This window comes from Paenibacillus lacisoli, from assembly GCF_030580655.1.
Taxonomy (GTDB): Bacteria; Bacillota; Bacilli; order Paenibacillales; family Paenibacillaceae; genus Paenibacillus; species Paenibacillus lacisoli.
The window spans coordinates 83,109-98,774 of record NZ_JAUQTB010000002.1 but is presented as its reverse complement, the minus strand read 5'-3'; the positions used below and the strand labels follow the sequence as shown (position 1 = coordinate 98,774).

At 51.3% G+C, this 15,666-nt stretch carries 17 protein-coding genes; 10 read left to right on the top strand and 7 right to left on the bottom strand.

The window, feature by feature from the left end; genetic code table 11:
- Window positions 1-5 precede the first annotated feature (5 nt).
- From Q5741_RS04225 to Q5741_RS04215, 3 genes are all read right to left on the bottom strand, one after another.
- Entirely contained in the window at window positions 6-761 is a 756-nt protein-coding gene (locus Q5741_RS04225; RefSeq protein WP_305022818.1) for a YheC/YheD family protein, read from the bottom strand.
- A 154-nt stretch (window positions 762-915) separates the two neighbouring features.
- On the bottom strand, window positions 916-1,320 hold the full coding sequence (locus Q5741_RS04220) for a chemotaxis protein CheW (protein ID WP_305022817.1): 405 nt from the start codon (window positions 1,318-1,320) through the stop codon (window positions 916-918).
- Window positions 1,321-1,389: 69 nt separating this feature from the next.
- Window positions 1,390-2,685, bottom strand: a complete 1,296-nt coding sequence (locus Q5741_RS04215; protein ID WP_305022816.1) for an APC family permease — start codon at window positions 2,683-2,685, stop codon at window positions 1,390-1,392.
- Between the two features lie 150 nt (window positions 2,686-2,835).
- Here Q5741_RS04215 and Q5741_RS04210 point away from each other — a divergent pair, with 150 nt between their 5' ends.
- Window positions 2,836-3,753: a LysR family transcriptional regulator gene (locus Q5741_RS04210; RefSeq protein WP_305022815.1), complete on the top strand. Its 918-nt coding sequence runs from the start codon at window positions 2,836-2,838 to the stop codon at window positions 3,751-3,753.
- Between the two features lie 13 nt (window positions 3,754-3,766).
- Complete coding sequence (locus Q5741_RS04205) at window positions 3,767-4,411, top strand: SDR family oxidoreductase (protein WP_305022814.1); 645 nt, start codon at window positions 3,767-3,769, stop codon at window positions 4,409-4,411.
- Window positions 4,412-4,487: 76 nt separating this feature from the next.
- Here Q5741_RS04205 and Q5741_RS04200 read toward each other — a convergent pair whose 3' ends face one another.
- Window positions 4,488-4,970, bottom strand: coding sequence for a C40 family peptidase (locus Q5741_RS04200; RefSeq protein WP_305022813.1), 483 nt, complete (start codon window positions 4,968-4,970; stop codon window positions 4,488-4,490).
- A gap of 321 nt (window positions 4,971-5,291) precedes the next feature.
- Between Q5741_RS04200 and Q5741_RS04195 the strand changes: the two genes are divergently transcribed.
- The 4 genes from Q5741_RS04195 (at window position 5,292) to Q5741_RS04180 (ending at window position 9,341) form a co-directional block, all read left to right on the top strand.
- On the top strand, window positions 5,292-5,507 hold the full coding sequence (locus Q5741_RS04195; protein WP_305022812.1) for a hypothetical protein: 216 nt from the start codon (window positions 5,292-5,294) through the stop codon (window positions 5,505-5,507).
- Between the two features lie 179 nt (window positions 5,508-5,686).
- Entirely contained in the window at window positions 5,687-8,467 is a 2,781-nt protein-coding gene (locus Q5741_RS04190; protein ID WP_305022811.1) for a DUF5689 domain-containing protein, read from the top strand.
- 173 nt (window positions 8,468-8,640) lie between these two features.
- Window positions 8,641-8,964 carry an MGMT family protein gene (locus Q5741_RS04185; RefSeq protein WP_305022810.1) on the top strand — a complete coding sequence of 108 codons (324 nt, stop codon included), beginning with the start codon at window positions 8,641-8,643 and terminating at the stop codon, window positions 8,962-8,964.
- A 125-nt stretch (window positions 8,965-9,089) separates the two neighbouring features.
- Complete coding sequence (locus Q5741_RS04180; RefSeq protein WP_305022809.1) at window positions 9,090-9,341, top strand: YolD-like family protein; 252 nt, start codon at window positions 9,090-9,092, stop codon at window positions 9,339-9,341.
- A gap of 34 nt (window positions 9,342-9,375) precedes the next feature.
- Here Q5741_RS04180 and lspA read toward each other — a convergent pair whose 3' ends face one another.
- Window positions 9,376-9,849 carry a signal peptidase II gene (gene lspA / locus Q5741_RS04175; protein ID WP_305022808.1) on the bottom strand — a complete coding sequence of 158 codons (474 nt, stop codon included), beginning with the start codon at window positions 9,847-9,849 and terminating at the stop codon, window positions 9,376-9,378.
- A gap of 200 nt (window positions 9,850-10,049) precedes the next feature.
- Here lspA and Q5741_RS04170 point away from each other — a divergent pair, with 200 nt between their 5' ends.
- Window positions 10,050-10,502, top strand: coding sequence for a WXG100 family type VII secretion target (locus tag Q5741_RS04170; protein ID WP_305022807.1), 453 nt, complete (start codon window positions 10,050-10,052; stop codon window positions 10,500-10,502).
- 83 nt (window positions 10,503-10,585) lie between these two features.
- Here Q5741_RS04170 and Q5741_RS04165 read toward each other — a convergent pair whose 3' ends face one another.
- On the bottom strand, window positions 10,586-11,644 hold the full coding sequence (locus Q5741_RS04165) for a permease (RefSeq protein ID WP_305022806.1): 1,059 nt from the start codon (window positions 11,642-11,644) through the stop codon (window positions 10,586-10,588).
- 223 nt (window positions 11,645-11,867) lie between these two features.
- On the opposite strand from Q5741_RS04165, the gene selD reads away from it, so the two are divergent.
- The 3 genes from selD to Q5741_RS04150 all read left to right on the top strand — a co-directional run bounded on the left by selD (window position 11,868) and on the right by Q5741_RS04150 (window position 15,124).
- Complete coding sequence (gene selD, locus Q5741_RS04160) at window positions 11,868-12,917, top strand: selenide, water dikinase SelD (RefSeq protein ID WP_305022805.1); 1,050 nt, start codon at window positions 11,868-11,870, stop codon at window positions 12,915-12,917.
- A 51-nt stretch (window positions 12,918-12,968) separates the two neighbouring features.
- Window positions 12,969-14,021, top strand: coding sequence for a tRNA 2-selenouridine(34) synthase MnmH (mnmH, locus tag Q5741_RS04155; RefSeq protein ID WP_305022804.1), 1,053 nt, complete (start codon window positions 12,969-12,971; stop codon window positions 14,019-14,021).
- Window positions 14,022-14,089: 68 nt separating this feature from the next.
- Window positions 14,090-15,124 (top strand): LLM class flavin-dependent oxidoreductase, encoded by a 1,035-nt coding sequence (locus Q5741_RS04150; RefSeq protein ID WP_305022803.1) that lies wholly within the window; start codon window positions 14,090-14,092, stop codon window positions 15,122-15,124.
- Between the two features lie 71 nt (window positions 15,125-15,195).
- On the opposite strand, the gene Q5741_RS04145 is transcribed toward Q5741_RS04150, so the two are convergent.
- Complete coding sequence (locus Q5741_RS04145) at window positions 15,196-15,561, bottom strand: DUF423 domain-containing protein (RefSeq protein WP_305022802.1); 366 nt, start codon at window positions 15,559-15,561, stop codon at window positions 15,196-15,198.
- Window positions 15,562-15,666: the final 105 nt, after the last annotated feature.

Below are 15,666 nucleotides of genomic sequence, written 5' to 3'. Positions count from 1 at the left end.
GATTTTCAGCCATGCCGGTGACTGTCAATGAATGCTTTGTTACGCCGGATCCTCCGCAGCATTCGGCAGCTGGGCAATCTGTAAAACAATTTGTGCTGCGGACGGGAGTTGGCTTCGATGATCCAGATCCGGTGCTTACGATCAACAGCAAGATCAATTCCCAGTTCCCGAATATCTGGATAGTGTCTGTGGAGAACGCGGGCTATTCGCTTAGATAGCCGCTTACAGCGGCGGATTTTGTATCTGGCGGCCCTGCTGCTGCCCAGGAGCGGTCTTAATGCTCTTGAAAGAGGAACAACGCTGCCGCCTTGAAGATAGTTGGTTACGACAAGACGTTTTGGTGCTACTCGGGCTGCCATACCAGATACAATCCAATGGGAGGAGGGATTTTGCATATACATACGAATGTCGAATTTCCGTCCTCGGTATTTTGCCAGGTGGAGCCCGCGCTGTACCAGGTAAGAACGGGACGAGCGGTTCATTTTCCATAGCAGCTGATCCAAGGCTTTTCTGCCCGCGAGGGTTCGCCGGGTTCCCTGACGAATCAGGTATCGGCCTTTACGGATTCGAGTAATCCGGATAATGCCTTTGCCGCCGCTCCCGCGGTCAGGCTTAAGGAAAACGACGCCGTATTTACGCAGCAAACGGCGCAGTTGAGGGATGGAGAACCAATGCGTTTCAGGAATGTGCCGGCGGAGGGAAGACTCCTTACGCATCAGTCGGTGTTTTACCATCTTCCCTTTGACTCTGTAGAAGCTCATTATGCCTCATCCTTTCTATACCTTATAAAATATACACTTTCGTCCTGCGGGGCACGGCATATACCTGCATGTTTCCAGACAGGGGCGTATACAAAAAAAGCACCCTTCCTCAGCATCAGCTGAGGTAAGGTGCTTGATAGGGATATAGAACGTTTTAATTGCCGGATTCCAGCAGCGACTCGGTCTCAAGAATACACACACTTTGAGGGCCATGGACAAAGACATGCGGGAAAAATTCTTTGAGTCTGCTGTCGTCATTATCAAGGATGTCATTGTCTTCAACAGAAGCTGTATCCCGCAGCTCATCGACCAGGAGAGCAATCTTCTCCCGGCGCAGAAGTACCATTTTGTCGGGTTCAGCGGACTGTGATGAAAGATTGAATCTTTTGGTCAGATTCATGACGGTATACAGCTCGCCGCGCACGGTGATCACTCCCTCATGCCAAGGCTCGGCAAAGGGCAGGGGCGTTCCTTTCTTCGCGGCCATAATTTCTTCAACCTCACTGAATGAAATGGCGCAGGGTGTACTTCCCAGATTGAAAATAACATATTGGTTCATCCGTATAACTCCTCATGCTTACAGAATAATAAACCTATCTTCCCCATTATAGAATAGGACCAGATGTTGTCAATTTGCTCTGCCTCGAATGGATCCCTCCTGCAGGGAAGCAGGACGCCGAGTGAGTCTTGTGTAAAGGAAGAAGAGGATAACAATAGCACACGGGTACAGAACAGCCCAGCCGGTAAAAGGGAAAATAGCCAGCGTGGCGGCAAAAGAAATCCAGCTGATTTTGCTTCCCCAGCGGTAATCTTTCAGCAGCTTGATCCCTGCCGCACATCCACCCAGATAAGTCAGGATAAAGGAGGCATTCGGCAGTTGAATCAATGTAGAAAGCGACAGCGTACCGCTCGCATATAGACTAAGCACTGCAGTGAAGCAAAGTGCAAGGAACCCAAGAGCGCCGACAGGGGTGCCGTAACGACTAGATTGACGGAGAAACCACCCTGGAGCATGACCCTGGCTGGCCAGAGCATAAGCTACCCGGGAGGCAGCCCCTACGTAGGCGATGATCGTGGCCATGCAGATGAATACGCCGGTCAGACCGGCAATGACGGCACCTGCCTGACCGAGGGGACCGCTGATAATCCATACCAGTGAAGCACCGGAGTCAGCTGCTAAGTAACTTTGTGTGCCGACGGCAGCCAGTGCCGTCAGAAAATATAAGATACCTACGATTATTGCCGCAATGGTCACCCCTTTGATGGCTGCGCGCTGTGGATCCTTGAATTCCTCGGATAAGTGGGAGACTGCTTCCCAGCCGATAAAGCACCAGAACAGCATGGCGGCTGCCTGACCTACAGATACCCAGCCGTGGGGCATGAAAGGATGAAAGTGAACGGGACGTATTTGGGGAACAGCGGTCAGGAAGGCAAAGACCAAAATCACCAAAATGGCGAGCACTACGGCAATCTGAATGCTTCCGGCAAGTTTCATGCCTGCCACATTGATCAGCAGTCCTACCAACAGAATGAAAGCGGCGATCAAAACTTTGGCTTCTTCCCCCCAGCCGAGGGCAGAAGCCATATAACCTGCTCCGGTCAGGGCAGCGACCGGGGCACCGATCGGTACAGACATCATGAAGAACCAGCCTGTAAGTGCGCCCATCCGCGGACCGAAAGCCAACGTTACAAAATGGGAAACGCCTCCGGCATTCGGGTATCTGGCAGATAACAAGCCCATCGATAAGGCCATAGGGATAATGAGAAGGGTCATGAATCCCCAGGCCAGCATGGAAGCCGGACCTGCCGTTTCAGCGGCCAGACCCGGAGTAATCAGAATCCCGGAGCCCAGAACAGCTCCGATATATAGGGCGATGGCCTGCGGCATGCCGATCGTTTGTTGAAGCCGATGTGATGATTTCATATGAGTAGCTCCTGCTTTCCTTGTATTTGAACCCAGAATATCAGATAATCAATGTATCTGAAAAACAGAATATTTCGAATCAACCTATCGGTTATTCCGATGGAACGATTCTGGGAAAAGCCAGTAAGGAACGCAGAGAGGAGCGGATGTATGGAATCCCGCCATTTATTTACTTTCCTCGTGGTCGTTGAGACCGGCAGCTTTACCCGTGCGGCGCAGAAGATGGAATATGCCCAGTCCAGCATAACCGCGCAGATTCAGACTTTGGAGACCGAGCTCGGCCAACCGCTGTTCGACCGGATCGGTAAAAAGATTGCACTGACCGAGGCAGGCCGCAAACTCCTGCCGTATGCCAGACAGATTGCTGATATCCATAGTCAGGCAGAAGCCTCGCTGAAGAGCGACCATGAGGTGGCAGGCACATTGACAATCGGAGCCCCGGAATCGCTGGCCGCATTTCGGCTGCCCGGGATTATCCAGGAGTATAAAGAGCGGTATCCACAGGTCAAAATGATTTTGAAGCCCGGTTTATGCTGGCAGATGGGGGATCAGCTTCGTTCCGGAGAACTGGATCTAGCCTTCCTTCTCCAGCCTCAGCATGAAGACAAGGATCTGAACATTTCAGTGCTGATTGAAGAAGAAATGGCACTGGTGGCCCCTTGCGGGCATCGGCTGGCATCTGCGGAAAAAGTACTTCCAGAACAGCTCAAGGACGAGGTTATTCTGCATACGGAATCTGGCTGCTCCTATCGCTCGCTGTTTGAGAAATATCTTCACGGTCATGGTGTTTTTCCGGATCCCACGCTTGAATTCTGGAGCATTGAGGCGATCAAGCAGTGTGTGATTTCCGGGCTGGGCCTGTCTTTTCTGCCGCTTGTTACCGTCCGCAGTGAACTGGCATCCGGTCGGATGGTTCGTTTGGGCTGGGATGACCGTTCACAGCGGGTTTCGACCATGCTGGCTTATCACCCGAAGAAATGGCAGTCTCCCGCCCTTCGGGAGCTGATGGAAATGACGAATCAACATGCACAGATCTGGCGGCAGCAGCAAGAAGCCGTCACACCCTAAGGAGGCAGCTATAATGAAAGTACTGGTTGTAGGAGCAAATGGTCAAATCGGCAAACTGCTGGTAGAGCAGCTGCAGCACCATGAGCATCATACGGTACGAGCCATGGTACGGAGTGAGGATCAGGCGAAGGCTCTTGAGAAGCAGGGGATCGAAGCCGTTGTGGCAGACCTTGAGGGCAGTGTCAGCTCTATTGCAGAAGCAGTTGGAGACTGTGAAGCCATCGTATTCACCGCAGGTTCCGGCGGAAGTACAGGGTCCGATAAGACACTGCTGATTGACCTTGACGGTGCTGTGAAAACGGTTGAAGCTGCTGAGAAAGCAGGCGTACAGCGTTTTGTTATGGTCAGCGCCCTGCAGGCACACCGCAGAGAGAACTGGAGTGAACAGATCAAGCCTTATTATGTCGCGAAGCATTTTGCAGACCGAGCCTTAACCCAAAGTGCACTGGACTATACCATTCTGCGTCCTGGCGGTCTGGTGAATGAGCCGGGTACGGGGCGAATCCGAATGGCCGATAACATCGAGACAGGCCGAATACCGCGTGCGGATGTTGCCGCAGCTATTATTGCTGTGCTGGATCAGAAGAATACGTTCAGACGTGCTGTGGATCTTGTGTCCGGAGACCAGTCCATTCAAGAGGCGGTCCGTCATATTTGATTTCGGCCTTGAACAAAATAACAGCCTTCACGCTGCAGCAGCGGAAGGCTGTTATTTTGTCTGGCTGTGCTGTCGATTAGTAATGTCTTCCCGTAATATAACGGCTGCCCCAATATCCTTTATTCATGCTGTTAATTGAGACGCCGCCGCTTTTCGTGTTGCTGATGAATTGGCCATTTCCGATATAGATGCCGACATGGTTGATTTTACCAGGATTTCCCACGCTGAACATCACCAGATCCCCGACGGCAAGTTTAGACTTGCTTGAGACACGTTTGCCCACTTTAGCCTGTGCCTGGGAGCCCCATGGAATGGAAATGCCGTTCTTTTTAAATACATATTGTGTGAAAGAGGAGCAGTCAAACATCAGTTTGCTTGGATTACGAGTGCCGAACTTGTATATGACCTTGCCCATATAGGATTTAGCGGTTTTCACAATTTGGCTGCCATGTGCAGCATAGGCTTCATTGGCAGAGACAGAGGATGCGGGCATTACTGTAGATGCTGCAGTCAGCAGCGATAAAGCCATTATGGATGCGATCGTCATTTTTTTGAACAAACAGACACGTCCTTTTCGATAAAAATTTTAGGTGATGCAAGCCGTCAAGATCATACCTGAGACTGATTAATTCTGAGATTACAGGTAATCTGTGGATAGTCCACTTAAATGCTTGGAATTAATGTAACATACCTAAAAGAGGGAACGCTCTAGTAGATCAATGGGCATAGAGGAAGATTCGACCATTATTACGGCCTGAATGATAGCGTTTTATATTGAAAAGAAGAATGTAAATCTATTTATTCTGGGATAATAAGTCTTCCCTTTTGTCTTAGATTCGTGGCACAATGGTAGAACCGTTTTGGTGAAGGAGGAGAATAGATGATACGTTATTTGTTTGAATATGAAGTGAAGTCGACCGGCTATAAAGGTGAATTCAGCTGGGTGGCGGAGAATGAGGAGCAGGCCAGAACTGCAATCCGTGAGAGAGTCGCTGATCTGGAGTTTGTTGATCTGGAAGATGTTATTGTGGGTCAGCTGCTGAAGACGCTGGATGCGACGCAGCAGTATTATGAATGCGAGGGCTGCAGCTCCTAAGTCAAGAATAAAGCAGCGCATCCTTATAGATGACATGTATGGACACCGCAAATCGATGGATATGCGGTGTTTTTTGTCATAGATTTTTTTACATAAAACGGCACCATATCCTTTTTTTCTGTGGTAGAATGGGGGCGTCAAACAGTTACCTACCTAATAGAAACCTAAGGAGGAATATGATGGGAACATTCGCTAGACTGAGAGCAGCAGGGGTAAAGACAGCCTTGGCTCTGTCGCTGGCCCTGTCGCTGCAGCCAGGATGGATCGGAGGAAATGAGGCTCATGCCGAGGGTCCGAGTGATCCGGCACCAAGCATTGAGGCAAAGGTGGTCAACGAGCATGCCGGCAAAAAAATTCTATTCGACAACACGCACGGTCAAACCTCGGGAGCAGCCGACTGGGTCATCGACGGCGGGTTCTCTGATTTTGGCAACGCGTTGGCCGAGGATGGTTTTGACGTCCAGGAACTGCGTAAATCCGGACCTTTCACGTATAGCGATTTGAGCAATTATGATGTATTTGTTATTGCAGAGCCCAATATTCCTTTTAAGACAACCGAACAGGCCGCCATGGAGCAGTATGTGAAAAGCGGCGGTAGTATTTTCTTCATTGGAGATCACTACAACGCAGACCGCAACAAAAACCGCTGGGACGGATCCGAGTCCATTAACGGTTATCGCCGCGGTGCCTGGGACGACCCGGCCAAAGGCATGTCCACCGAGGAGCGTAATTCGGCAGCTATGCAGGGGGTAACAAGCTCGGATTGGCTGGCTGCAAATTTCGGTATCCGTTTTCGTTACAATGCCCTGGGTGACATTAACGCGAATAATATTGTATCCCCGGAACAGTCTTTCGGTATCACGAAGGGGGTATCGAATGTAGCTATGCACGCAGGTTCTACACTCGCCATTGTGGATCCGGCCAAAGCTAAAGGGATTGTCTATCTTCCGCAGACCTCGGAAGCATGGGGGAGTGCAGTCGATCAGGGAGTCTATAATGGCGGCGGTATAGCGGAAGGGCCTTATGCAGCTGTGGCCAAGGTCCAGAAAGGCAAAGCTGCTTTTATTGGAGATTCCTCCCCGGTTGAAGATGCAACGCCTAAATACCTCCGCGAGGAGACTGGAGCCAGGAAGACAACCTACGATGGCTTCAAGGAACAGGATGATGCCAAGCTTCTCGTCCAGATGGTGGATTGGCTGGCAGACAAGGAAGATTACACGGATTTTACACAGGTGCCCAACCTGAAGCTGGATGCGGCAACCAAGCTGCTTCCGATGGAGACCCCGCAGACATCCACAGAACCTCAGGCTGAACCTTGGTCTGCACCTGCCGCGGGATACAAATGGTACGACGCTTCGACGTTCAAGCCGGGTTCCTACGGCGGGCCGGCTGCTGCTGCGAATGCAGCCTACGGATTCGTCAAGCAGGCACAGCTTCCGAGCAGTGAGGTATTTCAGATTCGCGTAACGGCTGATCAATTAGCGGCAAACGCGACGCTTGGCGGCTTCAGTGCAGGAATCTATACGGCTGGCGGTACGCAGGTTGCCCAGATTCAGAACAGTGACGGCACCTGGCCGTCTGCTTACGGGTATAGTCAGACGTTCAGTCTGACAGCAGACAGCAAAGGACATGCGTACAAGGATCTGACGGTCCGCATGAAGCCAGGTACAGAAGGAGCAGCCAATCTGCGACTGCGGCAGAATGGAAGCAATCTGCTGACAACGGCCGTCACCATTGCGAACGTACCTGCCGAACCGCTGACTGAGGCAGGGAATCCGGTGCCGGTTCAGGTGAGCATTGCCGAAGCGCGCAGTAAGGCTGAAGGTACTCTGGTAACAGTGGAAGGGGTGGTAACCACCGAGCCTGGAGCGTTTGGCGGACAGGCGTTCTACCTGCAGGATGAGAGCGGCGGAATCTATGTGTACCAGAGTCAAAGCGGGTTTCATCAGGGCGACCGGATCAAGGTAACAGCTTCCTTGGCCCTGTACAACACGGAGATGGAGCTTACGGATCCGGTGTCTGTGGAGAAGACAGGCACCGCGCCACTGCCGGAAGCGGTGGCGGCGGAGGCTGTAACCGGCAGCAATCAAGGACAGCTGATTCAACTGACTGGCGTGACCATCAGCAATGTGGTCGGCGCGACGCCAGCCGGGTCTTTTGAATTTGATGCTGCAGCAGACAACGGGACGATCAGCCATATTCGTGTCGATGCTCGTACAGGATTTACACAAAGCGCTTTTGCTTTCCAGGCTGGCGACAAGGTAGATATTACAGGGGTTGCTTCCATCTTCAAAGGAGCCTACCAGCTGAAGCCAAGAGGATCGGCCGACATTGCTGCTCACGAGACTTCTGAGCCTCCGGTCACAGATCCGGCAGCTTCAGGGGCTCCTGCAGCTGCTGTTTTATCCAGTGACAACGGTTATGATACAGGCTTGCTGGACGGGGTATACAACATCAAACTTAACCTCTGGTGGGGGAACAATGCGAGTCAGGTGAAGCTGTATGAGAATGGGGCTTTGATCAGTACCCAGAATCTAAAGGCAGCTTCGCCAAGCGCCCAGAGCACCGTGTTTCCTGTAACCGGGAAATCGAACGGAACATACACTTACACAGCTGAACTTGTTAACGCATTCGGCACAACGAAGACAGCTCCACTAAGTTTAGAAGTACGGGATGCCAATCCGGCCAAACCGGTGCTGTCCCATGATAACTGGGATGGAGACGGCTCATATGTCGTATCTGCCCATCTGTGGTGGGGAACAAACGCAGCCTCTTACAAGCTGTACGAGAATGACCAGCTGATCGATACCCAGGCTCTGGCGGCGGCTACGCCGTCTGCCCAGCAGGCCCAGACGGCGATTAGTGGACGTAAGCCTGGAGAATACATGTATCGTGCTGAATTTGTGAATGAAGCCGGGACAACGTCCAGTGAGACCCTCGTTGTAAAGGTGAGCCGATAAGAATAATTTTGAATTGGTGCAGCTGCAATGCTTGACAGACATAGAGTAACTTCCAATGAATGATTAGCCCTCCTTTACAGGAGGGTTTTTTGGTGTCTGGTTAGACAGAGTTGCCTGAGCACAGATGAAATCGGTATGATGGGAGGATAGACGAGTGAACGGGAGGCACGGTTATGCAGCCTTTTACAGCCAGAGTGATCGAGATCCTTCGTAAAATACCGGAGGGGCAGGTCATGACCTACGGTCAGGTCGCTGCCATGGCGGGTAGTCCCCGTGCGGCCAGGCAGGTTGTCCGTATTCTTCATTCCATGAGCAGCCGTTATCAGCTTCCATGGCATCGAGTCGTTAATGCACAAGGTCAAATCTCAATTCAGGATGATGCTCAGCGGGAGACACAGCGGTTGTATCTGCTGGGAGAAGGGGTGGAAATCGGGCTGATGGATACCGTGAACCTGGAGAAGCACCAACTCAAAAGCGAGGAAGCAGGATCAGAGTGATCAGATGAGGAAAGTTAGTTAACTTTTCTTTCATTTGCTGAGCCATTTAACTGTCAAATATGGTAGACTATAGTGATGGAATGAACGAACAGGTTTTCGCATTCGAGAGAGAAGGAGGTACCCGGATGGCCAAAGCAAAAGTTGCCAAGAGACCGACCAGAGATGAATTTGTTCTGGAGGAAATCGGAAATCAGCTGACGGAGGCAATGCATGAGGAGTCAGAGATTGAATTGACGGTGTGGGGGAAGGAAGAAACAGTGCGAGGTGTGATTGCAGGTATGGACCCGAGAACAGGCAAGGTACATGTACAGCAACAGGAAGAGCTGGTGAAGGTGCCTTTTATGGATATTATGCAGGTGAACTACCCGCGCGACTAGGTTTCACATAACTGACAAGCAGGCGGTTCTGGTTTTATCTCCCGGACGGCCTGCTTGTTGATGAGAAGGAACTGCAGATGCTGCTGATAAGCCAATCCAGGATAAACAGAATTAACCCGATATTCAATGCGTAGTCGGACAGGTTCAGAATGCCGTTACTGGAGTCGAAGGCAATAAAATCGGTAACCTGGTTAAACAGAAGTCTGTCCAGGGCGTTACCAAGCGCGCCCGCGACAAAAAAGGCTGCGGCAGCGTCTCCCAATCGTCCGCCAAGCATGCCGCGGCGGCGATAATAGAGAATCAGCAGAACAAACAAAACTGCAACCGGAACAAACCAGCGGCCGTACCCCTGAAGCAGGCTGAACGCAATACCTGCATTCTCATAATGAGTAAAGCGGAGCACACCTTTCCATATCTCCATGGAGCCGCCGACTTGCAGGTGGGTTCGAATCCACCATTTGGAGAGTTGATCCAGAAGAAGGATAACCAGGGTAATCCCGTAGAACATGATGCCGGCCTCCAATCACACTTACTTTAGATAACTATAATACTTTATTAAAGTGTTAGAGGTCAAGGAATGGAAGCAAGCCGTTTAGAATTAAAACAGATAATTATAGAGGAATCTCTTATTGTTACATCCTAGCAGAAATAGGTTAATAAAGAGTGATTTATGAGGACTTATCAGGACTTAGAAGGAGCGTTCAGCAGATGAGCAAGCGTATTTTGGTCACGCCGAAGCAGCTATTGGAGACTTCCTCCCGGTTCAGTCAGGCTGAGGGGGAGAGCAGTGAATTAATTCAGGGACTGGAACGCAGCCTTTTGGAACTTGAGTCCATATGGGAAGGGGTCACGAAGGAGCAGTTTTACGGGCAGTACATAGAAACCAAGGATCGTATGCAGACGTTCGTCCAATCCTTACATAGTGTTTCATCGGAACTGAATAAGATCGCTGTCAAATATGACCATGCTGATCGGCAGGATTCAAGCGCTGCTGTAGGTCAAGCCGTTCCGGTGATGGAGGAATCCATTACATCTCATACGGCTGCCGCCGGTGCGACAAGTCTGTTTGGCATTCCTGCGGTGATGAAGCAGACTGCGGTCCACGGGAAGCAGGGCCTTCAATCAGGCTTCAAAACGAAGGAGCACAATGAGAAAAAATAAGCTTGAAGATGAGATGGAGGTATGAAAAAAAGGGTTGTCCGATATGTCTGTGAGGACCGTGGACAACCCTTTTCTAGTACAAATTACAGGACCCAGCTTCCGATGATTCCGGATACGATGCCGACAACCACTACAGATAATGAAACGAAGAGCAGCACCTTTTTAGGAAAGGCGCGTCCAAGAATAAGAATAGACGGCAGGCTGACAGACGGAAGAGTCAGCAGCAAAGCTGCCGCAGGTCCGGTTCCCATTCCAAGTGTCAGGAAAGACTGAATAATAGGAATTTCTGCAGCTGTCGGGATAACAAAAAGGGTCCCCACGAGCGCAAATACCAGAATCGCAGCGATACCACCGTTAACCCAAACCGGGAACAGGGAGCTCTGGAATGCACCAAGCAGCAGTACAGCGATCACATAAGCCGGAACGACACTGATAATCATGGAGAAAAGACTTCTCATCCAGCGGGTGAACCAGGGTTGGGTATGCACAGGAGCTTCAACCGGCGGTTCCAGCTCTTGAGGAACCTCGGTCTTGCTGGCAAACCGGTTGGCCAGATAGCTGACACCAAAGGTTAATACGATCCCGAATACGACGCGCAGCAGCGTGAACTTCCAGGACAGTACAAAGGTCATGAAGATCAAGGTTGCCGGGTTCAGGATGGGATTACCCAGCCAGAACGCCAAGCTGGCCCCGATAGACACATGGCGTTTGCGCATGCCGGCGGCTACGGGAGCAGCACAGCAGGTACACATCATACCGGGCAGGGAAGCTACACCGCCGATTAGTGTGCTCTTGAAGCCGGCTTTGCCCAGCACTTTATATAACCATTGGGCTGGCAGAAGGACTTGAATCAGGGAGCCTAGCAGGATGCCCAAAACAGCTGCCTTCCAGACAGATTTAAAGTATGCCGCTGCGTAATCAAGGGCTGACGCCCAGGAAGGCCCATCAGAGCTGGCACCTGCCAGGATGGATCCGCCAATGGAGTGCTTGTCCGCTGCGGTAAAGGCCTTGTGGTAATAAGGCCACCATTTAACATAAGACAATCCGATCACTGCCACGATAATAAACAAAAATGCAAGGAGCAGTGACTTCTTGGACCAGGGAAACCGCGGGGTGGAATGGTGATCTATGGATCGGTTCATATTGTGCCTCCTGATGTAAATTCAAGCCGAATCACGGCCACGGGCTATTATACCATAATTTATATAGGTGATCTTGATTAATTTGTTTTTTTGGAAGACAATATACAGTGATTCCGTAAATGAAGTAACCGAGCCGTTGTACGCGACTATGATTTTGATACCAGTATGCTGCTGAACCCATACATTTACCAGAATAAATTATAACCCGAAAGGTGAGATGATAATGTCCCTGTCTGAACCCATCAAATTAACGTCCTTATCAAGCAAAGGGGGATGCGGCTGTAAAATTGGTCCCGCTGACCTGGCCCAGGTTCTGCGCGGACTGCCGGCAGCTGAGCCGAATCCCAATCTGCTGGTCGGTCTTGATACCAGTGATGATGCTGGAGTGTACAAGCTTAACGATGATCTGGCACTTGTACAGACGCTGGATTTCTTCACACCGATTGTGGATGATCCGTACGCCTTCGGCCAGATCGCTGCCGCTAATGCCATCAGTGATATCTATGCCATGGGTGGTAAGCCGTTGACGGTCATGAATATTGTCGCTTTTCCGATTGCCACGCTGGATAAATCCATTCTGACCGAAATTCTTCGCGGCGCAGCAGATAAAGTGAAGGAAGCCGGTGCGACGCTGGTAGGCGGTCACTCTATTGATGATAAGGAGCCCAAGTTTGGTCTGGCGGTTACCGGTCTCGTTCACCCGGACAAAGTGCGTGCGAACGCAAGCGCCCAAGCCGGTGACAAGCTGATTCTAACCAAACCGATCGGTGTCGGTATTCTGACTACTTCGATTAAACGGGGTATGCTAAATGAAGAAGAAATTGCCAATGTAACTCGTGTAATGGCGACATTGAACAAGACCGCAGCCGAAACGATGGAAGCTTACGACGTGCACGCTGTGACAGACGTCACCGGATTCGGGCTGATGGGTCATGCCCTGGAAATGGCCAAAGGCAGCGGCCTCGGAATCGAGATTACCGAGCGTCAGGTCCCTGTTCTGCCGCGTGCCCGCGAGCTGGCTGATGAGGGAATTATCCCTGGCGGCACACGCAATAACTATGCCCATGTGGAAGACAGTATCGATTTTCCGGATACCCTTGATCAGGTCGGTCGATGGATTCTGTGTGATGCCGTAACCTCTGGGGGACTCTTAATCTCGGTTGCAGCAGAACAAGCCGACCAGCTGCTGCAGGATATGCATGAAGCCGGAGTAGAAGCGAGCCTGATCGGTGAAGTGACGGAACAGCACCCGGGACGGATCCGTGTAATCTAAGCAGGAAGTCTAAGATCGACAACGAGAAGAAGCAGAAGGAGAGACCATACCATGTTTCAGGATTTAACACTGGAAGAATGGGCGGAGCAGCATCGGACCAAAGACCTCGTCATGATTGATGTTCGTTCTCCATCCGAATACGCCGAAGCAACCATTCCGGGCAGTATTAACATTCCGATTTTTGAAGACGATGAACGGGCCGAGATCGGTATTTTATATAAGCAGGTCAGTGTGCAGGCGGCAAAAGATCGGGGACTCGAGATTGTATCAGCCAAGCTGCCTGAATTTATCAAGAAATTTGCGGCTATCCCCCAGCGTAAGGCTGTATTCTGCTGGCGCGGAGGAATGAGAAGCCGTACTACAGCGACGGTGCTTTCCTTAATGGGCATATCAGCCTACAGACTCGCCGGCGGATATCGTGCCTATCGTCAATGGGTTGTTCAGACCTTAGGCGAGGCGCCGATTGAGCCGGAGGCTTGTGTCATACACGGAAATACCGGCAGCGGCAAAACGGCACTGCTGCGCAAATTGCAGGAGAAAGGATATCCTGTCCTGGATCTGGAAGGGCTGGCAGGCCATCGGGGTTCCATATTTGGACAAATTGGTCTCAAAGCCAACAATCAGAAAACCTTTGATTCTCTGCTGCTGGAAGAGCTAATGACCCATAAGGAATCCGGCTATTTGCTGATGGAAGCGGAGAGCAGACGTATTGGAAAAGTAGCACTTCCTGATTCACTGATGTTCAAGAAGGAGAGCGGATACCATATTTTTCTGCAGATGCCGTTAGAAAGCCGAATCCGGACCATTCTCGAAGATTATCGCCCGGAAGAGCATCAGGAAGAATGTATTCACGCCTTTCACCAGATCAAATCCAGAATTCATACGCCGGTTGCAAACGAGATTGAAATGTGTCTGTCTGAAGCGCGTTACGGGCGTGCGGTAGAGCTGCTGCTCGAATACTATTATGATCCCCGGTATGCTCACAGTACGGAACAATATGAACTGGAGTCAGCTGTGAACATAGAGGCATCCAGCCTGGAGGAGGCTGTGGAACGGATCGAACAGCTGCTGGCTGAACGCTACGGCACTGCAGCGGCAGGTTAAACAAGCTTCCCGGACGGGTAAATATCAGCTATATCAGACATTCGTAACGGACAGGAGGAGACTACTGCATGAATCCGTCATTTATATTTAACGAACGACCCCGCACACTGGGAAATATACCATTATCGATTCTTGATTTGTCTCCAATTGTCGAGGGCGCCGCTGCATCAGACGCGCTGCGTAACAGCCTGGACCTTGCACAACATGCCGAAACTTGGGGGTATCACCGCTACTGGGTAGCTGAGCATCACAATATGCCGGGTATAGCCAGTTCCGCGACATCGGTTGTCATCGGCTACCTTGCCGGAGGGACAAAGCAGATCCGGGTGGGTTCGGGGGGGATTATGCTGCCGAATCACGCTCCGCTTGTCATCGCAGAACAGTTTGGTACCCTGGAATCGTTGTATCCCGGACGGATTGATCTTGGACTGGGACGAGCGCCCGGGAGTGACCGGCGCACGACGATGGCGCTGCGCAGAGACCTGAACAGCGGAGAGGATTTTCCCGAGCTGCTGGCTGAGCTGATGAAGTTCTTTGATGCTTCGGCCACATCCTATCATGCCCCGCTGAGGGCGGTACCGGGTGAGGGTCTGGACATACCGGTCTGGCTGCTCGGATCGAGTGATTTCAGTGCGAAGCTGGCAGCCAGGCTTGGTTTGCCATTCGGCTTTGCGGGACATTTTTCACCGGATTATATGGAGCGTGCCCTGAAGGCATACCGGAATGAGTTCCAGCCTTCTGCATTCCTGCAGCAGCCTTACGCGCTGGTTGGCGTTAACGCGATCGCCGCCGACACAGATGAAGAAGCTGACTGGCTTGGCACAAGTCTCGAGCAGCAGTTTCTGAACATGATTCGCGGTCAGGTCGGCAAGGTGCAGCCGCCAGCCGTGATGGAGGGCAAGTGGAACGAGTATGAGAAGGCGGTTGTTCATAAGCAGCTCAAGTCGACGATCAAGGGCGGTCCTCAGAAAGTGAAAGCCCAACTGGAACAGTTTATCGAGGATACCCAGGCGGATGAGCTGATGATCACTTCTATGATTTACGATCACCCGGCTAGATTAAGATCTTATGAGATTCTCTCAGGGCTTGGCAGTATCCGTTAGAAATGACTTATAGCATAAGGAAGGGCTAATCTGCAGGCTGCAATCAGCCGGGATTAGCCCTTTTTGCTCTGCTATTGCAGAACAGCTGCCATGAATACAATCCAGCCGGCTAGGAAAGCGAGACCGCCTATGGGCGTGATGGCTCCAAGTTTTCGAATGCCGGAGAGACTGAGTACATACAGACTGCCCGAGAACAGCACGATGCCGGCGAAGAGCAGCCAGCCTGCGGTTAATACCAGTGAGGAATCCGCCAGGCGATCAGCGGCAGAACCGAGAACGAGCAGTCCGAGGCCATGAGCCAGCTGATATTGCACACCGGTCTCGTATACCTTCATCATGTCCGGCTTCAACCGGTGACGCAGGGCATGGGCTCCAAAAGCACCGATAGCGACAGCCAGCAGCATAGCGATACTGCCAAGCAGAAGCAGCGTAGTCATTGGTTGTAACACCTCCATTCGGATCATAGACAATTCGGTTTCTGTCGTCAAATCGTAAGGTGTCTGGTTTAAGATAGGGATAGGGAGTTTTTCATGTAAAAATTT

What these genes read in the sequence shown, in the direction of transcription:
- Q5741_RS04225 (WP_305022818.1), bottom strand. Translation starts at nt 761, where the DNA reads ATGAGCTTCTACAGAGTCAAAGGGAAGATGGTAAAACACCGACTGATG.
- Q5741_RS04220 (WP_305022817.1), bottom strand. Translation starts at nt 1,320, where the DNA reads ATGAACCAATATGTTATTTTCAATCTGGGAAGTACACCCTGCGCCATT.
- Q5741_RS04215 (WP_305022816.1), bottom strand. Translation starts at nt 2,685, where the DNA reads ATGAAATCATCACATCGGCTTCAACAAACGATCGGCATGCCGCAGGCC.
- Q5741_RS04210 (WP_305022815.1), top strand. Translation starts at nt 2,836, where the DNA reads ATGGAATCCCGCCATTTATTTACTTTCCTCGTGGTCGTTGAGACCGGC.
- Q5741_RS04205 (WP_305022814.1), top strand. Translation starts at nt 3,767, where the DNA reads ATGAAAGTACTGGTTGTAGGAGCAAATGGTCAAATCGGCAAACTGCTG.
- Q5741_RS04195 (WP_305022812.1), top strand. Translation starts at nt 5,292, where the DNA reads ATGATACGTTATTTGTTTGAATATGAAGTGAAGTCGACCGGCTATAAA.
- Q5741_RS04190 (WP_305022811.1), top strand. Translation starts at nt 5,687, where the DNA reads ATGGGAACATTCGCTAGACTGAGAGCAGCAGGGGTAAAGACAGCCTTG.
- Q5741_RS04185 (WP_305022810.1), top strand. Translation starts at nt 8,641, where the DNA reads ATGCAGCCTTTTACAGCCAGAGTGATCGAGATCCTTCGTAAAATACCG.
- Q5741_RS04180 (WP_305022809.1), top strand. Translation starts at nt 9,090, where the DNA reads ATGGCCAAAGCAAAAGTTGCCAAGAGACCGACCAGAGATGAATTTGTT.
- lspA (WP_305022808.1), bottom strand. Translation starts at nt 9,849, where the DNA reads ATGTTCTACGGGATTACCCTGGTTATCCTTCTTCTGGATCAACTCTCC.
- Q5741_RS04170 (WP_305022807.1), top strand. Translation starts at nt 10,050, where the DNA reads ATGAGCAAGCGTATTTTGGTCACGCCGAAGCAGCTATTGGAGACTTCC.
- Q5741_RS04165 (WP_305022806.1), bottom strand. Translation starts at nt 11,644, where the DNA reads ATGAACCGATCCATAGATCACCATTCCACCCCGCGGTTTCCCTGGTCC.
- selD (WP_305022805.1), top strand. Translation starts at nt 11,868, where the DNA reads ATGTCCCTGTCTGAACCCATCAAATTAACGTCCTTATCAAGCAAAGGG.
- mnmH (WP_305022804.1), top strand. Translation starts at nt 12,969, where the DNA reads ATGTTTCAGGATTTAACACTGGAAGAATGGGCGGAGCAGCATCGGACC.
- Q5741_RS04150 (WP_305022803.1), top strand. Translation starts at nt 14,090, where the DNA reads ATGAATCCGTCATTTATATTTAACGAACGACCCCGCACACTGGGAAAT.
- Q5741_RS04145 (WP_305022802.1), bottom strand. Translation starts at nt 15,561, where the DNA reads ATGACTACGCTGCTTCTGCTTGGCAGTATCGCTATGCTGCTGGCTGTC.